Annotated in this window: 25 protein-coding genes; 22 read left to right on the plus strand and 3 right to left on the minus strand. The window is 65.8% G+C overall.

From position 1 onward, the window contains the following. Positions 1-63: 63 nt before the first annotated feature. Together PVW48_RS11520 and PVW48_RS11525 are read right to left on the minus strand one after the other, a co-directional pair. Positions 64-351 (minus strand): hypothetical protein, encoded by a 288-nt coding sequence (locus PVW48_RS11520; protein ID WP_012177107.1) that lies wholly within the window; start codon positions 349-351, stop codon positions 64-66. Positions 352-373: 22 nt separating this feature from the next. Continuing rightward, a complete protein-coding gene (locus PVW48_RS11525) occupies positions 374-808 on the minus strand; it encodes a hypothetical protein (RefSeq protein ID WP_274581443.1) in 435 nt (144 codons plus the stop codon). 203 nt (positions 809-1,011) lie between these two features. On the opposite strand from PVW48_RS11525, the gene PVW48_RS11530 reads away from it, so the two are divergent. From PVW48_RS11530 to PVW48_RS11600, 15 genes are all read left to right on the plus strand, one after another. Next, entirely contained in the window at positions 1,012-2,460 is a 1,449-nt protein-coding gene (locus PVW48_RS11530; RefSeq protein WP_274581444.1) for a YfcC family protein, read from the plus strand. Between the two features lie 15 nt (positions 2,461-2,475). Then, positions 2,476-3,705, plus strand: coding sequence for an arginine deiminase (locus PVW48_RS11535; RefSeq protein WP_274581445.1), 1,230 nt, complete (start codon positions 2,476-2,478; stop codon positions 3,703-3,705). 13 nt (positions 3,706-3,718) lie between these two features. Beyond that, entirely contained in the window at positions 3,719-4,720 is a 1,002-nt protein-coding gene (locus PVW48_RS11540; RefSeq protein WP_274581446.1) for an ornithine carbamoyltransferase, read from the plus strand. 3 nt (positions 4,721-4,723) lie between these two features. Beyond that, complete coding sequence (gene arcC / locus PVW48_RS11545) at positions 4,724-5,662, plus strand: carbamate kinase (RefSeq protein WP_274581447.1); 939 nt, start codon at positions 4,724-4,726, stop codon at positions 5,660-5,662. Positions 5,663-5,915: 253 nt separating this feature from the next. Next, entirely contained in the window at positions 5,916-7,304 is a 1,389-nt protein-coding gene (gene atpD / locus PVW48_RS11550) for a F0F1 ATP synthase subunit beta (RefSeq protein WP_274581577.1), read from the plus strand. After that, complete coding sequence (locus PVW48_RS11555; protein ID WP_274581448.1) at positions 7,301-7,711, plus strand: ATPase; 411 nt, start codon at positions 7,301-7,303, stop codon at positions 7,709-7,711. The genes atpD and PVW48_RS11555 overlap by 4 nt, the downstream gene beginning before the upstream one ends. Beyond that, positions 7,708-7,995: an AtpZ/AtpI family protein gene (locus tag PVW48_RS11560; protein WP_012177115.1), complete on the plus strand. Its 288-nt coding sequence runs from the start codon at positions 7,708-7,710 to the stop codon at positions 7,993-7,995. The genes PVW48_RS11555 and PVW48_RS11560 overlap by 4 nt, the downstream gene beginning before the upstream one ends. Further along, positions 7,992-8,297 (plus strand): N-ATPase subunit AtpR, encoded by a 306-nt coding sequence (locus PVW48_RS11565; RefSeq protein WP_274581449.1) that lies wholly within the window; start codon positions 7,992-7,994, stop codon positions 8,295-8,297. The genes PVW48_RS11560 and PVW48_RS11565 overlap by 4 nt, the downstream gene beginning before the upstream one ends. Further along, positions 8,288-8,977: a F0F1 ATP synthase subunit A gene (locus PVW48_RS11570; protein ID WP_012177117.1), complete on the plus strand. Its 690-nt coding sequence runs from the start codon at positions 8,288-8,290 to the stop codon at positions 8,975-8,977. The genes PVW48_RS11565 and PVW48_RS11570 overlap by 10 nt, the downstream gene beginning before the upstream one ends. Further along, positions 8,974-9,264, plus strand: a complete 291-nt coding sequence (locus tag PVW48_RS11575) for a F0F1 ATP synthase subunit C (protein ID WP_012177118.1) — start codon at positions 8,974-8,976, stop codon at positions 9,262-9,264. Before PVW48_RS11570 ends, PVW48_RS11575 begins: the two co-directional genes overlap by 4 nt. A 4-nt stretch (positions 9,265-9,268) precedes the next feature. Continuing rightward, the gene (locus tag PVW48_RS11580) at positions 9,269-10,036 is read left to right on the plus strand and encodes a F0F1 ATP synthase subunit B family protein (protein ID WP_274581450.1); all 768 of its coding nucleotides are present in this window, start codon (positions 9,269-9,271) and stop codon (positions 10,034-10,036) included. After that, positions 10,026-11,555: a F0F1 ATP synthase subunit alpha gene (locus tag PVW48_RS11585; RefSeq protein ID WP_274581451.1), complete on the plus strand. Its 1,530-nt coding sequence runs from the start codon at positions 10,026-10,028 to the stop codon at positions 11,553-11,555. Before PVW48_RS11580 ends, PVW48_RS11585 begins: the two co-directional genes overlap by 11 nt. Continuing rightward, complete coding sequence (locus tag PVW48_RS11590; protein WP_274581452.1) at positions 11,539-12,516, plus strand: F0F1 ATP synthase subunit gamma; 978 nt, start codon at positions 11,539-11,541, stop codon at positions 12,514-12,516. Before PVW48_RS11585 ends, PVW48_RS11590 begins: the two co-directional genes overlap by 17 nt. Positions 12,517-12,565: 49 nt before the next feature. Then, positions 12,566-13,189 (plus strand): hypothetical protein, encoded by a 624-nt coding sequence (locus PVW48_RS11595; protein ID WP_274581453.1) that lies wholly within the window; start codon positions 12,566-12,568, stop codon positions 13,187-13,189. 170 nt (positions 13,190-13,359) lie between these two features. Next, positions 13,360-13,770, plus strand: a complete 411-nt coding sequence (locus tag PVW48_RS11600) for a CBS domain-containing protein (protein WP_012177124.1) — start codon at positions 13,360-13,362, stop codon at positions 13,768-13,770. Position 13,771: 1 nt separating this feature from the next. Here the strand turns inward: PVW48_RS11600 and PVW48_RS11605 are convergent, their stop codons facing one another. Further along, positions 13,772-14,515 carry a Crp/Fnr family transcriptional regulator gene (locus PVW48_RS11605; RefSeq protein WP_274581454.1) on the minus strand — a complete coding sequence of 248 codons (744 nt, stop codon included), beginning with the start codon at positions 14,513-14,515 and terminating at the stop codon, positions 13,772-13,774. Positions 14,516-14,903: 388 nt separating this feature from the next. Here PVW48_RS11605 and PVW48_RS11610 point away from each other — a divergent pair, with 388 nt between their 5' ends. From PVW48_RS11610 to pqqE, 7 genes are all read left to right on the plus strand, one after another. Beyond that, positions 14,904-16,487 (plus strand): sensor histidine kinase, encoded by a 1,584-nt coding sequence (locus PVW48_RS11610; protein WP_274581455.1) that lies wholly within the window; start codon positions 14,904-14,906, stop codon positions 16,485-16,487. A 54-nt stretch (positions 16,488-16,541) separates the two neighbouring features. Then, positions 16,542-17,225, plus strand: a complete 684-nt coding sequence (locus tag PVW48_RS11615; protein ID WP_274581456.1) for a response regulator transcription factor — start codon at positions 16,542-16,544, stop codon at positions 17,223-17,225. Between the two features lie 103 nt (positions 17,226-17,328). After that, positions 17,329-17,427 carry a pyrroloquinoline quinone precursor peptide PqqA gene (gene pqqA / locus PVW48_RS11620; RefSeq protein ID WP_012177128.1) on the plus strand — a complete coding sequence of 33 codons (99 nt, stop codon included), beginning with the start codon at positions 17,329-17,331 and terminating at the stop codon, positions 17,425-17,427. A 26-nt stretch (positions 17,428-17,453) separates the two neighbouring features. After that, positions 17,454-18,347, plus strand: coding sequence for a pyrroloquinoline quinone biosynthesis protein PqqB (gene pqqB / locus PVW48_RS11625; RefSeq protein WP_274581457.1), 894 nt, complete (start codon positions 17,454-17,456; stop codon positions 18,345-18,347). Then, positions 18,347-19,099: a pyrroloquinoline-quinone synthase PqqC gene (gene pqqC / locus PVW48_RS11630; RefSeq protein ID WP_274581458.1), complete on the plus strand. Its 753-nt coding sequence runs from the start codon at positions 18,347-18,349 to the stop codon at positions 19,097-19,099. The genes pqqB and pqqC overlap by 1 nt, the downstream gene beginning before the upstream one ends. After that, positions 19,099-19,374 carry a pyrroloquinoline quinone biosynthesis peptide chaperone PqqD gene (gene pqqD / locus PVW48_RS11635; RefSeq protein ID WP_044027599.1) on the plus strand — a complete coding sequence of 92 codons (276 nt, stop codon included), beginning with the start codon at positions 19,099-19,101 and terminating at the stop codon, positions 19,372-19,374. Before pqqC ends, pqqD begins: the two co-directional genes overlap by 1 nt. Then, positions 19,371-20,477, plus strand: a complete 1,107-nt coding sequence (gene pqqE, locus PVW48_RS11640; protein ID WP_274581459.1) for a pyrroloquinoline quinone biosynthesis protein PqqE — start codon at positions 19,371-19,373, stop codon at positions 20,475-20,477. The genes pqqD and pqqE overlap by 4 nt, the downstream gene beginning before the upstream one ends. The last annotated feature ends 227 nt before the right edge of the window (positions 20,478-20,704 follow it).

Here is a 20,704-nt window from a genome sequence, read left to right on the forward strand (position 1 = left end):
AGCGCATGAAAAAGCCCACCGCTGCGACAGCGGTGGGCCTGGCCCAGAACACCGGCGAACGGGTCAGGAAAACCGGGATCGGGCGCGTTTCAGGGCGGCTTCGAGATCGTCCCAGGCGGCTTCGGTGCCCTTCCTGAGATCCTTCCATGCCTCGCCCCCGGCTTCGTTGAGGGCGTCGAGCCGGGCCTCGGCCCTTTCCTGCCGGCCTTTGAGTTCCTCCATTTCTTCCATGTATTTCAGGCGCGCATCCGCGCTGGCCCCGCGGAACTTGGCGCGCAACTGGTCGATCTGGGCTTCCCACTCGTCGAGCTGGGCCCGGAACTTGTCCTGGTAGGCTTTCTTTTCGTCCATGAGCTTTTTCCTTTCGATCGGTTCAGACAGGTGTGGCGCGCGTCTTGCTCATCGCATGCTTGGTATTCTCGGCCGCTTCTTCCGTGGCCTCGATTTCGTGTTCGATCATCGTGCGCGCGCATTGGGACATGAATTCGGTGCAATCGCGGGCATCCTCGGCCAGCCGTGCCGCGGAGCGGGTTTGCCATTCGGCCATGGCCTGCATCGCGCCGGCGGGATTCATCATCCCCGTGGAGGCGATGTGGGAGGTCACTTCCAGCGCGGAATGCAGGGCCTCGTGACGGCGCTTGAACCAAGCGGACGAGAACTTCTCGGCCTCCTTCATAAGCTCCTGCTGGGCCTGGGCCAGATGCTCTGACTGCGGTCTGAAGGCCGGGTTGAGAGAAAAGACAACCTGCGCGGCGTTCAGGGCAGTCTCGGTCGCGTCGTTCGCGCGCGGTTTTGCAGTTCTGGCCATACGAGTTTCCTTTCAAGGGTTCAGCGGAGAATCGATCTCAGTATCGTTAACGCGACCCGAGCTGCATTAACCTCCGTCAACATGGCCTCCGATGGTCGCCCTGACCGCGCGGGCAGGGCGGGCGCGGTTAACGCGGGTTAATGCGCGGGGGCGACGGCGGGCTAAGGCTGGGGCGTGACTTTTCGAACCAAGGGAGGCTCCTGATGGCCGACGGAACGCAACCGCCGAAAGATCCCGAGCACGACCTGTCCTCGCGGTTCCCGACCGCCTATACGATCCTTTTCGGGCTCATCATTCTTGTCGCCGCCCTGACCTGGTTCATACCGGCCGGTCAGTACGAGCGCGTGATGAACGAGGAGGTCGGCCGCGAGGTCGCCGTGGCCGGAACCTACACCGAGGTGGCACCCAACCCGCAAGGTTTCGTCGAGGTGATGCTGGCGCCGATTGCCGGGTTCTACGACCCCGACAGCTATGCCGCGAATGCCATTGACGTCGCGCTCTTCGTGCTGCTGCTGGGCGGGTTCCTGGGGGTCGTGAACGCCACCGGGTCGATCGACACCGGCATCCGCACCGCCATGGCAGGCATGAAGGGGCGCGAGATCTGGATGATTCCGATCATGATGTCGCTGTTTGCCATCGGCGGCACGACCTATGGGATGGCCGAGGAAACGCTGGCCTTCTATGCGATCCTGATCCCGGTGATGATTGCCGCGGGCTACGACGCGGTTACCGGCGTTGCGATCATCCTGATCGGGGCGGGGATCGGCGTTCTCGGCTCCACCATCAACCCGTTTGCGACGGTGATCGCCTCGGATGCGGCGGGCATTCCGTTCACCGACGGGATCGTGCTGCGCCTGATCATCCTGCTGGGCGGGCTGGCGATCTGCGCGGCCTATGTCATGCGCTACGCCAAGCGGGTCAAGCAGGACCCGTCGCGTTCGGTCGTGGCGAAACAGGGCGCCGCCCATCGGCGCCTGTTTCTGGCCGATGCCGAGACCGCCGACGTGAATGACAGCCTCACGGGCACGCAGAAGATCATCCTGGTTCTGTTCGCGATCACCTTCGCGGTCATGATCTGGGGCGTCGCCAGCCAGGGCTGGTGGATGGCCCGGATGGGCGCGCTGTTCCTGTTCGCGGCGATTGTCGTGGGTATCGTCGGGCGCCTGGGCGAGAAGAAGCTCACCGGCAGTTTCGTCGACGGGGCGCGGGATCTTCTGGGTGTGGCGCTGGTCGTCGGGCTGGCGCGCGGGATCGTGGTGATCATGGAGCAGGGGCTGATCGCCGACACGATCCTCTACAGCGCCGAGCAATCGCTGGGGGGCCTCGGCGATCTGGCCTTCATCAACCTGATGTTCTGGATCGAGATCGGTATGAGCTTCTTCGTGCCGTCCTCTTCGGGCCTCGCCGTCCTGTCGATGCCCATCCTCGCGCCGCTGGCCGATTTCGCCGGTGTCGGGCGCGACCTGGTGGTGACGGCCTACCAGTCCGCCAACGGGCTGGTGAACCTGATCAACCCGACCTTCGCGGTGGTGATCGGCGGGCTTGCGATCGGGCGGGTCGGCTATGACCGCTGGATCGTCTTCATCTGGCCGCTGATGCTGATCTTGCTGGTGTTCATCTCGGCTGCGCTCAGCCTTGCCGCGATACTTTGACTGGAAGGAAGAAACATGACCGCTCACAAGCTTGGCGTTCATTCGGAAACCGGAACACTGCGGCAGGTGATCATCTGCCGCCCCGGCCTGGCGCATCGGCGGCTGACGCCGGAGAATTGCGAGGAATTGCTGTTCGACGATGTGTTCTGGGTCAAGCAGGCAAAGCAGGACCACGAGGCCTTTGGCGCCGCCATGACGCAGGAGGGGGTCGAGGTTCTGGAAACCGGCGCGCTGCTGGGGGAGACGCTGGAGATACCGGAGGCGCGCAAATGGGTGCTGGATCACCGGATTTCGGCCAATGACGTGGGCGTCGGGATGCGCAAGGACCTGCGCGACTGGATGGACGAGTTGCCCGGTGCGGAGTTGGCGAAATGGCTGATCGGCGGGCTGACCGTGGGCGATGTGCCGTTCGAGGCAACGAGCATGTTCGGCGCTTACCTGGGGCGTCACGGCTTCATCCTGCCGCCCTTGCCCAACTTCCTGTTCACCCGGGACAACTCGTCCTGGGTGTATGGGGGTGTCACGCTGAACCCGATGTATTGGCAGGCCCGCCGTCCCGAGACGCTGCTGACCGCGGCGATCTACAGGTACCACCCGAAATTCGCCGGCAAGGTTCACGAGATCTGGGCGGATCCGTTGAAGAACCACGGGCTGGCCACGCTGGAGGGTGGTGACGTGATGCCGGTGGGCAATGGTCTGGTGCTGGTCGGGATGGGCGAGCGGACCTCGCCCCAGGGCGTCGGCCTGATGGCGCAGGCGCTGTTCGGCGAGGGGCGCGCCACCCGCGTCATCGCCTGCCAGATGCCGAAATCGCGCGCGGCGATGCATCTGGACACGGTCTTCACCTTCTGCGGCGACAATATCGTCACCAGCTTCAAGGAGGTGGCCGACGAGATGACCTGCTATGACCTGCATCCCGGCGAGGGGGACAAGCCGCTGGACATGCGCCACGACACCCGGCCGATGTTCGAGGTGGTGGCCGAGGCAATGGGGTTCAAGAAGCTGAACGTGGTGCCCACCGGTGGCTCGGACCCGTTCGAGCAATCGCGCGAGCAGTGGAACGATGGCAACAACGTTCTCGCCCTGCGCCCCGGCGTGGTCATGGGCTACGACCGCAACGACGACACCAACGCGGCCCTGCGGGCCGAGGGCATCGAGGTGATCGAGCTGCCGGGCGCCGAGTTGGGCCGGGGCCGGGGCGGCAGCCGCTGCATGTCCTGCCCGACCATTCGCGACGCCGTGTAGGAGGGCAAATTCAATGGCTTTCAACCTCAAGAACCGGCATTTCCTGACCCTGCGGGATTTCACGCCCGAGGAAATCGGATTTCTGCTGAAACTGTCCGCGGATCTGAAATCGGCGAAATACGCGGGCACCGAGATGCCGACCCTGCGGGGCAAGGAAATCGCGCTGATCTTCGAGAAGGACAGCACCCGCACCCGGGTGGGTTTCGAGGTGGCCGCCCATGATCAGGGCGCGACCGTCACCTATCTGGGGCCGTCGGGCACCCATCTGGGCAAGAAGGAAACCGTCAAGGACACCGCCCGCGTGCTGGGCCGGGTGTATGACGCGATCGAGTATCGCGGTTTCGGCCAGGAGATCGTGCAGGAGCTGGCCGACTGGGCCGGTGTGCCGGTCTATAACGGGCTGACGGACGAGTTTCACCCGACGCAGATCCTCGCCGATTTCCTGACGATGCAGGAGCATTGCGAAAAGCCCCTGCGCGAGGTGGCCTATTGTTTCATGGGCGACGCGGGCAACAACATGGGTGACAGCCTGCTGATCGGTGGGGCCAAAATGGGCATGGACGTGCGCCTTTGCGCGCCGCGAAGTCTGTGGCCGGTGCAGTCCATTCAGGACGAGGCGCGGGCGATCGCCGAGCATACGGGCGCGCGCGTCACGCTGACCGAGGATGTCGACAAGGCCGTCAAGGGCGTCGATTTCGTCTATACCGATGTCTGGGTGTCGATGGGCGAGCCAGTGGAAAAATGGGCCGAGCGGATCGATCTGTTGATGCCGTACCAGGTCAACGCGGATGTGATGGCCCGGACGGGCAATCCGCGGGTGCGGTTCATGCATTGCCTGCCGGCTTTCCACAACGCCGAGACCGAGGTCGGCCGCGACATTCACGACAAGTTCGGGCTGGAGGCGATGGAGGTCACCGAGGAGGTGTTCGAAAGCCCCGCCTCGATCGTCTTCGACCAGGCGGAGAACCGGATGCACACGATCAAGGCGGTTCTTGTCGCCACGTTGGGGGGCTGAGCCATGCTGGTCGTTGCGGCGTTGGGGGGCAATGCGCTCCTGAAAAGGGGTGAACCGCTGACAGCGGAAAATCAGCGCAGGAACGTGCGCGAGGCGGCCGTGGCCCTGGCCCGGATCGTGCGCGCGGGGCACCGGCTGGTGGTCACCCATGGCAACGGGCCGCAGGTGGGGCTGCTGGCCTTGCAAGGCGCGGCCTACAAGCCCGAGGAGGCCTATCCGCTGGATGTTCTGGGGGCCGAGACCGGCGGCATGATCGGCTATATCATTGAGCAGGAGCTGGAAAACGCCCTTGATCACGACCGCGCGGTGGCCACGTTGCTGACCCAGATCGTCGTCGATCCCGACGACCTGGCATTTCGCGATCCGGCCAAGTTCATCGGCCCGGTCTATTCCCGCGACGAGGCCGAGGCGCGCGCCAAGGCCGCCGGGTGGACCATCGCGCAGGACGGCGACAAGTGGCGCCGGGTCGTGCCGTCGCCCGCCCCCCAGGAAATTCCCGACATGCGGGTGATCCGGATGCTGCTGGAGCAGGACGTGATCGTGATCTGCGGCGGGGGGGGCGGCATTCCGGTGCTGCGCCGGGCCGATGGCAGTCTGATCGGCATCGAGGCGGTGATCGACAAGGATGCCGCCAGCGCGCTGCTGGCGCGGGAACTGGAGGCGGATGCGCTGCTGCTGCTGACGGATGTCGACGGGGTTTACCGCGATTTCGGTACCGACAGGCAGGCGCGCATCGACAGTCTGACGCCGGGGGAGGCGTTCAAGCTCAATCTGCCGGCAGGCTCGATGGGGCCCAAGATGCTCGCGGCGGCGCGGTTTGCCGCCTATGGCGGGCTTGCGGGGATCGGGCGGCTGGACGAGGCCACCGACATCCTGGAGGGGCGGGCGGGCACCCGCGTGATCCCGGATGCCACCGATGAGGGCGGGTCCGGGCGTGGGTGACAGATGTGCACGACCGGCGGCCTGAGCAGAGCAGGGAACACCGCATGAGACGATGGCAAGACCAAATCGCGGAGAGCGCCGCGGATGTTGCCCGTTCCGCGAACGGGGCACGTCAGTTGCGCGATACCGCTGCCCGATACGGACGCAGGGATGTGGTTCTCACCGCGGCGCGCATTGCGGGCCCATGCGCCCTGCCGGTCGCGCCCGAGGCGCCGTCGCAGCGGGGTGCGTGCACGTGACCGAGACCCGCCCCATGCCGGCCGATCCCGAGGTACACTTCGAAGGGACCATCGTCGCCATTCGCGGCGGTGTTGTGGACGTTGCGTTCGCCGAAACGGTGCCGCGCATCCACGCGCTGATCGCGGCGGGCGGCGTGGCGATGGAGGTGGCCTCCATCGTCGGCGAGGGGGTGGTGCGCTGCATCGCCCTCGGCCCGACCCGCGGCCTGGGTCTTGGTACCCGTGCCATGGGCACGCGCGCGGGCATCGAGGTGCCGGTGGGCGAGGGGGTTCTGGGACGGATGCTGGATATGTTCGGCGCGCCGCTCGACGGTGCGCCGCCGCCCGAGGCCGAGGCCCGGCGCCCGATCCACCGCCCGCCGCCGGTCCTGTCGGACCGGGTGCTGCGCGCCGAGGTTCTCGAGACCGGGATCAAGGCCATCGACCTGCTGTCGCCCATCGAACGGGGCGGCAAGACGGGCCTGTTCGGTGGCGCGGGCGTGGGCAAGACCGTTCTCCTGAGCGAGCTGATCCACAACACGGTGGAGCATCACCACGGCGTCAGCCTGTTCTGCGGGATCGGGGAGCGGTCCCGCGAGGCCGAGGAATTGTGGCGCGAGATGGGCGAGGCCGGGGTGCGCGAGCGCATGGTGATGCTGTTCGGCCAGATGAACGAGGCGCCGGGCGTGCGGTTCCTGGTGGGTCATTCGGCGCTGACCATGGCCGAGTATTTCCGCGACGACCGCGAACAGGATGTGCTGCTGCTGATCGACAATATCTTCCGCTTCGTGCAGGCGGGCTCGGAGGTGTCGGGCCTGCTCGGCCGGATGCCGAGCCGCGTGGGCTATCAGCCGACCCTGGCGACGGAGCTGGCCGCGCTGCAGGAGCGCATCGCCTCGACCCGGCGCGGTGCGATCACGTCGATCCAGGCGGTTTACGTTCCGGCGGACGATTTCACCGACCCGGCGGCGGCGCATATCTTTTCGCATCTGTCGGCCTCGGTCGTGTTGTCGCGCAAGCGGGCGTCCGAGGGGCTTTATCCGGCGGTCGATCCGCTGGCCTCGACCTCTGTCATGCTGACGCCCGAGGTCGTGGGCCAGCGCCATTACGACATCGCGCGCGGCGTGCGCCGGACCTTGGCGGAGTATGAGGACCTGCGCGACATCATCGCGATGCTGGGGATCGAGGAGTTGTCGGCCCATGACCGGGCCGTGGTCGCCCGCGCGCGGCGGCTGGAGCGCTTTCTGACCCAGCCGTTCTTCACGGTGGGGGCAGCGGCGGGCACGCAGGGCAAGCTGGTACCGATCGCCGAGACCCTGGACGGCTGCGAGGAGATCCTGTCGCAGACCAGCTTCGAGCGGCCCGAGAGCGCCTATTACATGATCGGCGCGCTGAGCGATCTGCGAAAGGAGGCCACCGCATGACCATGGCGACCGAGATGCGTGTCTATCTGCGCCTGCCCTCGAGGATCCTGTTCGACGGATCGGCGGTTCGGCTGCGTGGCGAGGCCCCGAATGGCAGTTTCGGCATCCTGCCCAACCATGTCGACCTGGTCACGCCGCTGGTGTCTTCGGTGCTTCTGATCGCGCAGGCCGACGGGACGGAGCGGATTTTCGGGATCGACGAGGGGCTGTTGGTCAAGAAGGGCCACCGGGTCGAGGTGGCGGTGCGCCGGGCGGTGGAGACCGACGACCTGGACGGGATGCGCGACATCGTGCGCGACAGTTTCGCGGGTCTCGAAGACGAGGAGCGCGCCGCGCGCGCCGCCCTGTCGCGGCTGGAGGCCGATATGGTGCGGCGGTTTGCAAGCCTGAGAAAGGCGCAGGGATGACGCAGAAGCCAGACAGATCCGCGGAGGATATCGGCCAGCGCGCGCGCCGGATGAAGGCCGCGCGCGACGATCCCGGTCCCAGCCCGTTGCGCGGCATCGGCACGTTCGGGATGATCGGCTGGTCCATCGCGGTGCCGACGGTGGGCGGCGTGTTCCTCGGCCTGTGGCTCGACCGCGTGGCGCCGCAGACGTTTTCCTGGACCATCGCACTGCTTCTGGGGGGCGTGGTGCTGGGGGCGCTGATCGCCTGGAACTGGATCGGCAAGGAAGGAGACGGAAGATGATCGGGTTGGACTGGGCCCTGACGGGCCTTGGGGCATTTTTGGGAGTTCTGGCGGGGGCGGCATTCTTCGCGGGCCTGGCCTGGGGCATGCGGATCGCGTTGCGGCGGGCGCGCCCGGCGCCGGTTCTGCTGCTAAGTGCGGGTCTGCGCATCGCGACCTTGCTGGCGGTGGGCTATTGGGTCGCGGGGCAGGGCGGGACATCCATGTTGCTGGGCTTTGCGGGAGGTTTCCTTGTGGCGCGGGTGTGCATCCTCGTGCTGGCGCGGCGGCCGGTCCCGGAGGAGGCGGCGCGATGGAACTGACCCCCGATACCAATATCGTCTTCGCGCCTTGGGGCTTCGGCATCAATGCCACGATCGTCAACACCTGGATCATCATGGCGGTTCTGACCGGGACCGCGGCCCTGGTGACCCGCAACCTGCGCCCGGACGTGCCGCCGAACCGATGGCGCACGACGCTGGAAGTGATCGTCGGGGGCATCGTCGGCCAGATCGCCGAGATCACCGAGCGGCGCGACCCGCGCATCCTGTATTTCAGCGGCACATTGTTTCTGTTCATCGTCACCGCAAACCTGCTGACGGTGGTGCCGGGCTTCGACACGCCCACCGCGTCGCTGTCGACCACGGTGGCGCTGGCGTTGTCGGTGCTGATCGCGGTGCCGCTGTTCGGGATCGGCAGCCGGGGGCTGGGCGGTTACCTGCGCACCTATCTGGAGCCGTCGGTGATCATGCTGCCCTTCAACATCATCTCGGAGGTGTCGCGGGGCATCTCGCTGGCCATCCGGCTTTACGGGAACATCATGTCCGGCGCGGTGATCGCCGCGATCCTGCTGGGTGTCGCGCCGTTCTTCTTCCCGGTGGTGATGGACATGCTGGGCCTGCTCACCGGCGTGATCCAGGCCTACATCTTCGCGATCCTCGCCACTGTCTACATCTCGTCGGCCACGGCCGCGACGCCGAAACCGCCCAAGGAGGCCCCATGACCGATCTTGCCATCATTGCCGCCGTGTCTATCTTCACCGCCGGGTTGACCATCGCCATCGGCGCCATCGGCCCGGCGCTTGGCGAGGGGCGCGCGGCGTCGACCGCCCTGAGCGCCATCGCGCAGCAGCCCGACGCGGCCTCGACCCTGTCGCGGACATTGTTCGTCAGCCTTGCGATGATCGAATCCACCGCGATCTACTGCTTCGTGGTGGCGATGATCCTGATCTTTGCCAACCCGTTCTGGGAGGCCGCGCTGGAGGCTGCCACCGTCGGCGCCGGAGGCTAGGGCCATGTCGATCGACTGGATCACGGTGGCGGCGCAGATCGTCAACTTTCTGCTGCTGATCTGGCTGCTCAAGCGGTTTCTCTATCGTCCCATCCTGGACGGGATCGACGCGCGGGAGGCCGAGATCGCCGCCCGGATGGGGGAGGCCGCGGCCGTGCGCCAACAGGCGGAGGCGCGAGAGACCGAGTACGAGGCCCGCATCGCCCAGCTGTCATCGAGCCGGGCCGAGTTGCTGGAGGAGGCCCGCCGCGCGGCCGAGGCGGAACGGGACGCGTTGCTGAGCAAGGCCCGCGCACGGCTGGAGGAGGAGCAGGCCGAGCGTGCCGCGCACCGCGCCGAGGAGGCCGCGCGCCATCGTGCCGACCTGCAGCGGCGCGGGGCCGAGGCGCTGCTTGCGCTGACCCGCAAGGCGCTGCGCGATCTGGCCGACGAGGGGCTGGAGCGGCGCATCGTGCTGCAGGCCGCCGGGCGCCTGGCGGATATGGGGGATGATCTGCGCGAGGCCGCCGGAGACGCGCGGCAGGCCGTGGCCCTGACCCGCGATCCGCTACCAGAGGAGGTGCAAGCGCGCCTGCGATCGGATCTCGGCGATGTGCTGGAGGGTGTGTGCCTGCGCTTCGAGGTCGATCCCGGGCAGTCGCCTGGCCTCAACCTGCGGCTGGGGGGCGCGCAGCTTGGCTGGACGGTGGACAGTTATCTCAACGGGTTGGAGGCGACCCTAGCGGAGGCCGCCGGGCGGCCCGCGCGCAGGGGGGTTCACGATGCGGCATGACACCGATCCCCGGCCCAGCACGGCCGATCTGATCGACGCGGTGCTGGACGCGCCGCCGCCGCGCCCTGAGGTCAGCGAGGTGGGCCGCGTGGCCGAGCTTGGCGACGGGGTCGCCATCGTGACCGGCCTCGCCCGGGCGCTGGCCGACGAGGTGCTCGATTTCGCCTCGGGTGTTTCGGGGATCGTGTTCGACCTGGAACCGGGGCGCCTGGGCGTGGTGCTGCTGGGCCCATCGCAGAACGTCGCCATGGGCGAGGATGTGCGCCGCACGGGCCGCGTGGTGAGCGTGCCGGTCGGCCCTGCCATGCTGGGCCGGGTTGTCGATGCCCTGGGGCGGCCGCGCGACGAGCGCGACCCGGTGACGGACAGTCCGCTGGCACCGGTGGAGGCCGAGGCCCCCGATATCCTGTCGCGCACGCCGGTGTCGCGCCCGCTCGCCACCGGGCTTAAGGCGGTGGATGCCGCCGTGCCGGTAGGGCTGGGCCAGCGGCAGTTGATCATCGGCGACCGGCAGACCGGCAAGACCTCGATCGCGGTGGATACGATCCTCAACCAGAAGGATACCGGCGTGATCTGCATCTATTGCGCCATCGGTCAGCGCGGCGATGCGGTGGCCAAGGTGATCGGCGCGCTGCAGGGCGGCGAGATGTTGGGGCAAACGGTGGTCATCGCGGCAGGCGACGAGGACGCGCCGGGGCTGGCCTATATCGCGCCCTATGCGGCGATGTCCGTGGCCGAAAGCTTCGCCGCGCAGGGGCGCGACGTGCTGGTCGTGCTGGACGATCTGACCCATCACGCGCGCACCTATCGCGAGCTGTCGCTGCTTCTGCGGCGCCCGCCGGGGCGCGAGGCGTTCCCGGGCGACATCTTCTATGTTCATGCGCGGCTGCTGGAGCGGGCGGGGCAGTTCGGAAAAGGGGCCGGATCGATCACGGCGCTGCCGGTGGTTGAGACCCAGGCCGAGAACTTGTCGGCCTATATCCCCACCAACCTGATTTCGATCACCGATGGCCAGATCTACCTCTCGCCCAAGCTGGTGCGCACGAACCAGTTCCCAGCGGTCGATCTGGGCGTCTCGGTCAGCCGGGTGGGCGGCAAGGCGCAGGCGCGTGCCTTTCGCGCCGTGGGGGGCAACCTGCGGGTCACGCTGTCGCAGTTCGAGGAGCTGGAGGAATTCGCCCGCTTCGGCACACGGCTCGATGAGGACACCCGCGCGCGGCTGGCGCGGGGCGGGGCGGTGCGCAATGCCCTGCGCCAGGCCGAACGCGACCCGATGGCCGCCCATGAGCAGCTCGCCGTGCTGGTCGCGGCCATGGAGGGGCTGCTCGACGGGATGGACGAGGCCGCGGCGGGGGCCGCGATGCAGGCCATTCGCGCGGCGATCCGCGCCGAGGATGGCGGTCTGCCCGATATCAGCGCCGGGGACGAAAAGCTGACCGAGGACGCGCGCGGGCATATCCTTGCAACCGCCCGTGCGGCCCTGGCGCAGACGGGACGGGGCGATGGCGCAGACGCTTGAACGGCTCACGGGCCGCACCGAAACGATGCGTGGCATCCGCAGCATCGTGCGGACGATGAAGACCATGTCGGCCATCAACGCGCTGCCCTATGAGCAGGCGGCCGATGCCATCGAGGCGTATCGCGACACGGCGATCCTCGGGTTCCGGGCCTTCGTGCGCAGTCACGGGCCCTTGCCGCGGGATGCCGCCACGGCGGGACAGCCGGTCGTGATCGCCTTCGGGTCGGACCACGGTTTGTGCGGCAACTACAACGAGCTTGTGGCACAACAGGTGGATCGCACCCGTCGCACAGATGTGGAGACGACGGTGATCTGCGTCGGCGCGCAGATGGAAGATGCGCTGGCGGGCCTCGGGATCGTTCCGGCAACGACACTCTTGCCGCCCGCCAATGCCGACGGGCTGGGGCGGCTGGCCGGCCGCCTGATTGCCCTGCTGGACGAGATCCGCGCCGCGCAGCCCGGTGGACAGATCGACGTGACCCTCGTGTTCACCCAGCGCGCGGAGCACGGCCAGCAATCGCCGGTGTCCAGGCGGCTCCTGCCGCTCGACCCGGAGCTGACGGACGGGTTCGCGCGCCAGCCCTGGCGCTCGCGCAGCTTGCCGCGCTTCACCCTTGCGCCCGAGCAACTTCTGGCGGCCCTGATCCGCAGCTTCCTGTTTGCGGAAATCTTCCGCGCCGCCGCCGAAGCCATGGTGACCGAGAACGCCGCGCGGCTGGCGCGGATGCAGCAGGCCGAACGTTCGGTCGACGAGCGTCTGGAGGAGCTGACCGCCGAGATGCGGTCGGTGCGCCAGAGCGAGATCACCACCGAGCTTCTGGACGTGATCATCGGGTTCGAGGCGATCAAGGGACGTCACCTGCGCAAGCCGAAAGGCCGCGGGGCGCGACAGGAAGGTCCGGAAGAAAACGCCTCGGATCGGGGGCTTAAACCCGGATCAATGACGTGCCGGGGTGTTTGACCTACGGATGTCATCAGGACCGCAACTCTCAGTCACGGAAAGGCACCAGATGCTTTGCGTCGAACTGCCTAGCCCCGCCGAAATCGGCCATTTCGACCTGCACCGGTCGGATGGATTTGTGTCGGTCTACTTGCCGACCACGCCGCTGACGGAAGACATCCGCCAGCGCCCCACGCGGCTGAAACAGCTCCAGGACGAGGCGGTGAGCCGACAGGAAGAATCGGGGCTTGACAAGCACCGGATCTGGCCGCTGGAAGAGCATTTCGAGACCGTGCTGGAAGATGACGATTTCTGGGCGCATCAGGCCCACAGCCTGGTGATCTTCGCCATGCCGCAGCATCTTCGGACCTATCGATTGCCAAGCGATTTGGCCGTGACCGAGCCGGTGGCGGCGCTGGTCCAGCTGCTCGGCACCTTCGCGGTGCTCCACCGGGGCATCGAAACCTCGCCTGACCGCATGAGCGATGCGGACCTGGTGCGGGCAGCGTCCTTCGGGGGTGCGCATACCCTCATGGTGGATATCGATAGCCTGGTTGCCAGCACGGTGGACGAGACCACGGGGCTTCCGGCCAGAGGGCATGGTGGGCGGTTACGGCGTGCGGTACGAGATTGCCGGCCGTGCCTTGCGGACCGGCGCGCGGGTTCTTGCGGTGCGCGAAAAGGAGATTCCTAGCGGCAAACTTATCGCGGCAATCCTGCGATGCTCGGTTTGATTGGGGAGGGCCGGGGTCGTGCGGATGTCGGCCCGGTTCGGCGGCTCTCATTGTCCCAGGTTAAACCGATTGTTTTTTTCGGCGGTACATTATCTTGGAACGGGTCGCGTTCAAGTTCGGGAGACTTGCCATGCTGGTGAGCCGCATCATGCGTAAACCGGTGATGACCGTCGCACCGGAGGCATCGGTGCAGACCGCCGCTGCTCTGATGGCAAATCTGGACATCGGCGCCCTGGCGGTCGTTGACGATGGGCGGCCGGTGGGCATTCTGACGGATCGCGACATCGTGGTGAGACATGCTGCGAAGGCGGGCACCGATGCGCTGGTGGGGACGGTCATGACACCCTGTGTGGTGACGTGCCGTTCCGACCAGACCATCGAACGGGCCGCGCATCTGATGGCGGATCGGCAAATCCGCAGGCTCGTGGTGCTGGATGCCGATAACAGGGTCGTCGGCTTGCTGTCGCTGGGCGATATCGCCAATGACGCCAGCGAGGAACTGGCCGGTCAGACACTTGGCGAGATCGTCGAAACCCGATAGCTCAGGGCGCGCGCCGCGCGATGATCTCGTTGCGAAAACTCGCCAGATCGAGACCGGCCAGCGCGCATAGGGCGTCGATGTCGCACAGGTCGATCTCGGGCGGGGCCGGATAGGCCACGATTCCCTCGCGTTCGAAGCGCCGCAGCGTCCGGTTGACATGGACGTTGCTCATGCCAGTGAATTCGCCTAGCTTGTGCTGCGTCATGGGAAAGGCGAACCGGGTGCCGCTGGTCATCCCGACCGCTTCGAGGCGGACGAAGAATTCCAGCAAGGCATAGGCGATACGGTTCGCGGCACTGCCCTTTCCCACCCGCAATAGCAACTCGGATGTGCGCGATTGCATCCGGACAATTTCGGCGGCCATCAGTTCGCGCAGCCTCGCCATCTCCGGCTCGGGGCCGTTGACTTGCCCCGGCCCGATATTGATGAAGCGCGCGTCGCTCAGGGTTTCGACCGAAAAGGCGGCCAGCGGTGCATTGGCAGCGCCAATCAGCGCAAAATCCCCGGGCAGAAGGATGTCGATGATCTGCGATTCGCCATCGGGCAGCATTTTCGAGAAGGCGACCCATCCCTCCAGCAGAAGCATCGCATGATCCGCGAAGTCGTCCTCGCGGATGACGGCCTTGCCCCGGCGCGCGGTGTGGATTTGCGGATGCGGCTGGACGCGCAGGAAGAGGTCGATCAATGTCGGAACATGTCGTCCGACGGGCCCGTGCAAAAGCCCGGCGCGGGGTTCAGGTGCCATGGATCCCGAGCCGTGAAGGAGAAGGGAGCGGGCGCGAGAAGTCATAAATTACGATCATCGCGCAGACTAACAGTCCCGCCAGGTTTTGACCAGAATGTCAATTGAGAGATGCGCGGCCTCAGAGGCGCCTCTTTCATTTGAGCTCCGCAAGGTCTCCACTCGGCAGGCCTTGACCGCAACTCTATCAACGGGAAGAAACACGAACGGCCTCTACAGCTGAACGGCTCGGATCTGGGGCCTGGAGAAATCACGGCCAACCCGCCCCATACTGGGACCAGAAACGGGGGGCGAACTCCCTCATGGATCACGGCGCTCCTCATTCCGAGAAACTTGACGAGGCAAACTCCTGGACAGTACCGCAATGACATCCGCACCCGCGCGCTCCAGCATGTCCCTGAAACTACGTCTGTCCCTTGGCGCAGCGCTGCTGGCGGCTGCGACTGTTCTCACGTCCAGCATTCTCTATTTCGGCTTGAACGAGGTTGCCGACCGGCTGGACACGGCACTCGCCTCTGAAAGGCGGATGGCGCGCTACGCCACAGCCTCAACACAGGCGGCGACCTTCCTTGTTATCGCCTCCGAGGCTGTGCAGGCTGGCCTGCCCACCGAGGTGCGCCGGGAACGGATCTTGCAAGTGGTGGGTCAGTTGCAGGAGACCTTCACGCTCTTGCACGCGGATGTAGAGGAGGCGGTTCTCTCCGCGCGGGCTTTGGGCATTGATGGGCAATCCCGTTACGGCACGCAGTCCCTCGGGATCGCCCGCATGGAAGCCACCCTGGATCAAACGGTCAGGGGGTTGCTGACCGACACCCACGACACCGAGCGGCTACGCGGCTATATCGACAGCTTCGCGACCAGTTTTGATCCCTTGCTTGGACAGGCGATCAACACCGAACGGCTCTTCAGAAGCGAAATCTTGTCGGGAATCGAGGCTCTGAGGATACAACTTGCGTGGATGGCACTGGGCATCGCCCTGGCCGCGGGTTTGAGCGTCGCGGCGTTCTATTTCGGTCTTGTGCGTCCGCAGTTCTATCGTCTCGACGCGGTACGCAGCGCCGCCGATCAGATCGGTCGGGGCGATTTTTCAGGTGTTTTGCCAGTTTCTCGCCTCGATGAGATTGGCCAGCTTTCGCAGCAGACCAACCGGATGGCGGCCGCGTTGTCGGACCGTCAAGCCAAGGTCGACGCGGAATGGACGCAACTCAACGAGATTATCGCAACACGGACCAAGGAATTGAAACAGGCTAACGCACGACTTGAGAAGACCGACGAGGATCGCCGCCGGTTTTTTGCGGATGTCAGTCACGAACTGCGGACACCGCTGACGGTCATATTGATGGAGGCCCAGATCGGCAGGCAATCTATCCCGGCGGCCGCCGATGCTTTTGCGACAATTGAAGCGCGCGCAGAGCGTCTTAATCGCAAGATCGATGACCTGCTTCGGCTGGCACGGTCTGAAACGGGTCAGCTTGCGCTGGCATGTGTCCCGGTCGCGTTGGACGCCCTTGTTGCGTCCGCGATCGAAGAGGTGCAGGCCGAACTCGACAACGCCGGAATGACGCTGGATCTTGTCCCTTTCCGCGAAACGCAGGTCAGGGCCGATCCCGACTGGCTCCGTCAGGTGCTGGTGAGCCTCGTTCGCAACGCGATCCGCCACGCGCGGAGCGGAGAGAAGCTCCGTATCGCCCCGGTGGTGCAACGCACGCAGGCCGGAGTATCGATAACCGACAATGGCCCCGGGATCCCTGCATCGCGACAATACCAGGTGTTCGAGCGTTTCTCTCAAGGGGCCGGCGCCACAAGCGCGCAGGGCTTCGGTATCGGCCTCGCGCTTGCCCGCTGGGTGATTGACGCACATGGCGGCGAGATATCACTGCAAAGCCCCTTGCCCCGGTCCGACGCGCTCGGAGAGCATCCGGGGCTGATGATAACGATCCTCTTGCCCGCCGAAGACGCGATCGCAGATGCGTAGGGCACCGGAAAATCGCGATTGCCACTCCCTGCGCAACACCGCACACTGCCGTCGATGACATCGCGCCTTCTGATCGTTGAGGATGACCCGGAGATCACATCGGCTCTCGTCAGAGGGCTGGCCCTACATGGCTACGAGGCGGAGGCTGAGAATCGCGCGGATCGCGCGCTCAGCCGCCTGACGGCAGGGATTTACTCCGGCGCTATCGTTGACGTGATGCTCGGCTCGGATTCCGGCGTCGAGCTTGTGAGGACCGCCCGCGCCCATGGCGCGACATTGCCGATCCTGATGCTCTCCGCCCTGTCGGGCGTGGAAGATCGTGCCACGGGACTGGCGGCAGGAGCAGATGACTACGTGGTCAAACCGTTCCACTTCGATGAGCTTGTCGCGCGATTGCGCGTGCAAGAGCATAGGGCGCTGGCACAGCGTGTCAGCCCTGCCCGCCTGATCCGGACCTCGCGCCGCCTCGAGATGGGTCCCGACAGCGTGACCCTGACTGAGCGGGAGTTCGATCTGCTTGCGCTTCTGATCCGATCCGGAGTAGATCCGCAACCGCGGAGCCAGCTTCATGCCACGCTCTGGGCCGCCGAGGGCGCGAGTACTGAAAACGTCGTTGACGTCTATGTGGGCTATCTGCGCCGCAAGCTGGAAACTGCTGATTTCGGTTTTGAAATCAAGACAGTCCGAAACCGTGGGTTTTGCATCTCAGGGCGTCGCCCGGAACTCTTGGAGAGCTGAGAGAGATCCGCGACGGAGATTCTTAGAATATAAGAGTCGCCCGAGACATCTCTCTCTGTCACGCTCGTGAAGCAATCAATGACCCCCGAGGGAGAAACCACTCATGGCATGGACAAAGCCCATCATCCGCGAAATCGAATGCGGCATGGAAATCAACATGTACGGCCCGGACAGCGACGAAGAGCGCGAAGTCCTGTTCTGAGACACTTGGCGCGCGGGATGATGTGAATGGCATTCCGCGCGCATATTCTGGGGGCTGCTGCCGGAGGCGGGTTGCCCCAGTGGAATTGTGGTTGTGACAACTGCAACCTCGCAAGGTCCGGCACCATCCCCCCACAGACCCAGTCCTCCCTGGCCGTCACTGCAGACGGCACGTCCTGGGCGATCCTCAACGCATCGCCCGACATTCGCGGACAACTTGCCCACACGCCCGCCCTGCACCCGACGGGCTTGCGCGATCTTCCGCTGCGTGCGGTGCTGGTCACGAATGGCGATATCGACCATGTGGCGGGCCTGCTGACCTTGCGCGAAATGCAGCCATTCCGTCTCTTTGCAACGGCAGGTATCCACCAGGTGCTGGCCGAAAACCCGATCTTCAATGCGGTAAACGCGACGGTCGTGCCGCGCGAGACCATCGCGCTCGATGCGCCATTCGAGCTGGTGCCGGGCCTCACCGCCACCCTGTTCCCCGTGCCCGGCAAGGTGCCGCTTTACCTCGAGGGGGAGACAGTAGAGACCGACCTGATCGGCGATCAGACCGTGGGCGTGCGTCTTCAGGCCCTCGACTCCACGGCCTACTACATCCCGGGCTGCGCGTTGCTGACCGACGACCTTCGCGCCCGGCTGGACGGGGCCGACACGCTCTTTTTCGACGGCACACTCTGGGCGGATGATGAAATGGTCCGGGCGGGTCTCGGCAAAAAGACCGGCAAGCGCATGGGCCATATGTCCATGAGCGGCCCAGACGGGTCCATCGCCGCGTTCGAGGGTCTGTCCATCCGGCAGAAGATCTACGTCCACATGAATAACACGAACCCGGTGCTCCGCCCCAGCTCGGCCGAGAAGGCGCAAGCAGAGGCCGCGGGCTGGATCATCGGGCAAGATGGTATGGAGGTGTCCTGATGGCCCAAACCCGTGAGCAATTCGAAGCCCGCCTGCGCCAGATCGGCGCCGAACGTTACCACGACCTGCACCCGTTTCACGACCGGCTGCATGGAGGATCCTGCACCCCGGACCAGGTCCGTTCCTGGGTAATCAACCGCTACTACTACCAGCATTCTATTCCGATGAAGGACGCGGCCTTCATGTCGCGGGTCGAAAGCCCGGATCTGCGCCGGGCTTGGCGTTCGCGGATCGAAGACCATGACGGCACGGCCGAGAACGAGGGCGGTATCCGGCGCTGGCTCCGGCTGGCCGAAGCGGTGGGGCTTGAGCCCGATTACGTGGCATCCTGCGAGGGCGTGCTGCCCGCCACCAGATTCGCCGTGGATGCCTATGTACGTTTCGTGCGCGAGAAGACCCTGCTCGAGGCCGTGGCGGCCTCCCTGACCGAGCTTTTCGCGCCTAAGATTCACGCCAACCGCATCCAGGGATTGTTGAAGAACTACGCCTTTGCCGATGACAGCTCGCTCAGTTATTTCCGCAATCGCCTCAAAGAGGCGCCCAAGGACGTGGCCTTTGGCCTGTCATGGGTGCTCGATCACGCGGACACGCAGGAAAAACAGGACGCTGCGGCCAAGGCGCTGGTCTTCAAGACAGATGTGCTCTGGGCGCAGCTCGACGCGCTCAGTGCGGCTTATGTCGAGCCTGCGCGCATACCGCCGGGCGCGTGGCAGCCCCACGAGGGCCTCGCCCGGCAGAGGAAGGCTTCGTGATGGAGGCCGGAGACATCCCTGAGCTGCCGCGCGGCGTGCGGCTGCATTTCGACAAGGTCCGCGAGACCTGGGTGCTGCTTGCCCCGGAGCGCGCAGTGACGCTGGACGCCATCGGCCACGCGATCCTGTCCGAGATCGATGGCACCCGCAGCTTCGGCGAGATCACCCAGGCCCTGTCAGACGCCTACAATGCGCCACGCGACCAGATCGCCGCGGACAGCGCCGGGTTTCTGACCGCCTTGCGGAACCGCCGATTTCTGGACGTTCGGCCATGAGGCCCCCGCCCCCCATCGCGATGCTGGCCGAGCTGACCTATCGCTGCCCGCTTTCCTGCCCCTATTGCTCGAACCCGATCGACATGGCCCGCAAGGAGGCTGAACTCGATACAGGCACCTGGGAGCGGGTGTTTCAGGAGGCGGCCGAGCTCGGCGTGCTACAGTTGCACCTTTCAGGGGGAGAGCCCGTCTCACGGCGGGACATTGTCGATCTGGTGGCGGCCGCTCGCGCGGCGGGCCTTTATACCAACCTTATCACCTCCGGCATCGGCCTTACCGAGCGGCGGCTGGCCGACCTGGATGCGGCTGGGCTCGATCATATCCAGCTGTCTCTGCAAGGGACCGACCCGGCGATGGCCGACGAGATCGGTGGCTACAAGGGCGGTTTTGCACGCAAGTTGCAGGTCGCGGAGTGGATCGGGGCCATCGGCTTTCCGCTGACGCTCAACGCGGTCCTGCACCGGCGCAACCTCCACCAGCTGCCCCGCGCGCTGGACATGGCGCTCGAGATGGGCGCGCGCCGGATCGAGGTTGCCACGGTCCAGTTCCATGGCTGGGCGCTCAAGAACCGAGATGCGCTCATGCCCACCCGCGACCAGGCCCGCGAGGCCACCGCCATCGTCGCCGAGGCGCGTGCGCGCCTCAAGGGCAGGCTGGTCATCGACTACGTCCCCGCCGATTATCACGAGGACTATCCGAAGCGGTGTATGGGTGGCTGGGGCACGTCCGGGCTCAACGTCACGCCGGATGGCACTGTCCTGCCCTGCCACGCGGCGCACTCGATCCCTCATCTGACCTTTGAGACGGTCTTGGACTGCAGCCTGTCGGACATCTGGTACGAGGGCATGGCCTTCAACGCCTATCGCGGCACGGACTGGATGTCCGAACCCTGTTCCAGCTGCGAACGCAAGACCGTCGATTTCGGCGGCTGCCGCTGTCAGGCCATGGCGATCCTCGGGGACGCCAACGCGACGGACCCGGTCTGCGTGAAATCCCCCCATCACGGAGCGCTCCAAAGTCAGGCCGACGCACATGCGGCTCGCGATGACGCGCCGCTGGTCTACCGTGTATCTCCGGGCACAACGCCGGAACCCGTGCAATAGATTGCGTGTCCTTCCAGCCGAGCCGCCGCGCCGAACCCCGACATCGCGCGAAGCATACCTGCCACATGGCCGGTTGGATAAGTGCCCCCGAGGAAAAGCGAAGTCCGAGCTTCGCCCAACTCGCGCAACAAGGCCTTTTCAGGCGGCATTCCATGCACCGTGGCCGAAAGGCGGCCTCTCGATCCGTGGTGGCGGCAACCCAGATACTGACGCGTCACCGGGCAGAT

It is taken from the genome of Dinoroseobacter sp. PD6 (assembly GCF_028807315.1).
GTDB lineage: Bacteria > Pseudomonadota > Alphaproteobacteria > Rhodobacterales > Rhodobacteraceae > Dinoroseobacter > Dinoroseobacter shibae.

Excerpts from the sequence above, each read along its gene's own strand:
- PVW48_RS11520 (WP_012177107.1), bottom strand. The coding sequence starts at position 351 with ATGGACGAAAAGAAAGCCTACCAGGACAAGTTCCGGGCCCAGCTCGAC.
- PVW48_RS11525 (WP_274581443.1), bottom strand. The coding sequence starts at position 808 with ATGGCCAGAACTGCAAAACCGCGCGCGAACGACGCGACCGAGACTGCC.
- PVW48_RS11530 (WP_274581444.1), top strand. The coding sequence starts at position 1,012 with ATGGCCGACGGAACGCAACCGCCGAAAGATCCCGAGCACGACCTGTCC.
- PVW48_RS11535 (WP_274581445.1), top strand. The coding sequence starts at position 2,476 with ATGACCGCTCACAAGCTTGGCGTTCATTCGGAAACCGGAACACTGCGG.
- PVW48_RS11540 (WP_274581446.1), top strand. The coding sequence starts at position 3,719 with ATGGCTTTCAACCTCAAGAACCGGCATTTCCTGACCCTGCGGGATTTC.
- arcC (WP_274581447.1), top strand. The coding sequence starts at position 4,724 with ATGCTGGTCGTTGCGGCGTTGGGGGGCAATGCGCTCCTGAAAAGGGGT.
- atpD (WP_274581577.1), top strand. The coding sequence starts at position 5,916 with ATGCCGGCCGATCCCGAGGTACACTTCGAAGGGACCATCGTCGCCATT.
- PVW48_RS11555 (WP_274581448.1), top strand. The coding sequence starts at position 7,301 with ATGACCATGGCGACCGAGATGCGTGTCTATCTGCGCCTGCCCTCGAGG.
- PVW48_RS11560 (WP_012177115.1), top strand. The coding sequence starts at position 7,708 with ATGACGCAGAAGCCAGACAGATCCGCGGAGGATATCGGCCAGCGCGCG.
- PVW48_RS11565 (WP_274581449.1), top strand. The coding sequence starts at position 7,992 with ATGATCGGGTTGGACTGGGCCCTGACGGGCCTTGGGGCATTTTTGGGA.
- PVW48_RS11570 (WP_012177117.1), top strand. The coding sequence starts at position 8,288 with ATGGAACTGACCCCCGATACCAATATCGTCTTCGCGCCTTGGGGCTTC.
- PVW48_RS11575 (WP_012177118.1), top strand. The coding sequence starts at position 8,974 with ATGACCGATCTTGCCATCATTGCCGCCGTGTCTATCTTCACCGCCGGG.
- PVW48_RS11580 (WP_274581450.1), top strand. The coding sequence starts at position 9,269 with ATGTCGATCGACTGGATCACGGTGGCGGCGCAGATCGTCAACTTTCTG.
- PVW48_RS11585 (WP_274581451.1), top strand. The coding sequence starts at position 10,026 with ATGCGGCATGACACCGATCCCCGGCCCAGCACGGCCGATCTGATCGAC.
- PVW48_RS11590 (WP_274581452.1), top strand. The coding sequence starts at position 11,539 with ATGGCGCAGACGCTTGAACGGCTCACGGGCCGCACCGAAACGATGCGT.
- PVW48_RS11595 (WP_274581453.1), top strand. The coding sequence starts at position 12,566 with ATGCTTTGCGTCGAACTGCCTAGCCCCGCCGAAATCGGCCATTTCGAC.
- PVW48_RS11600 (WP_012177124.1), top strand. The coding sequence starts at position 13,360 with ATGCTGGTGAGCCGCATCATGCGTAAACCGGTGATGACCGTCGCACCG.
- PVW48_RS11605 (WP_274581454.1), bottom strand. The coding sequence starts at position 14,515 with ATGGCACCTGAACCCCGCGCCGGGCTTTTGCACGGGCCCGTCGGACGA.
- PVW48_RS11610 (WP_274581455.1), top strand. The coding sequence starts at position 14,904 with ATGTCCCTGAAACTACGTCTGTCCCTTGGCGCAGCGCTGCTGGCGGCT.
- PVW48_RS11615 (WP_274581456.1), top strand. The coding sequence starts at position 16,542 with ATGACATCGCGCCTTCTGATCGTTGAGGATGACCCGGAGATCACATCG.
- pqqA (WP_012177128.1), top strand. The coding sequence starts at position 17,329 with ATGGCATGGACAAAGCCCATCATCCGCGAAATCGAATGCGGCATGGAA.
- pqqB (WP_274581457.1), top strand. The coding sequence starts at position 17,454 with ATGGCATTCCGCGCGCATATTCTGGGGGCTGCTGCCGGAGGCGGGTTG.
- pqqC (WP_274581458.1), top strand. The coding sequence starts at position 18,347 with ATGGCCCAAACCCGTGAGCAATTCGAAGCCCGCCTGCGCCAGATCGGC.
- pqqD (WP_044027599.1), top strand. The coding sequence starts at position 19,099 with ATGGAGGCCGGAGACATCCCTGAGCTGCCGCGCGGCGTGCGGCTGCAT.
- pqqE (WP_274581459.1), top strand. The coding sequence starts at position 19,371 with ATGAGGCCCCCGCCCCCCATCGCGATGCTGGCCGAGCTGACCTATCGC.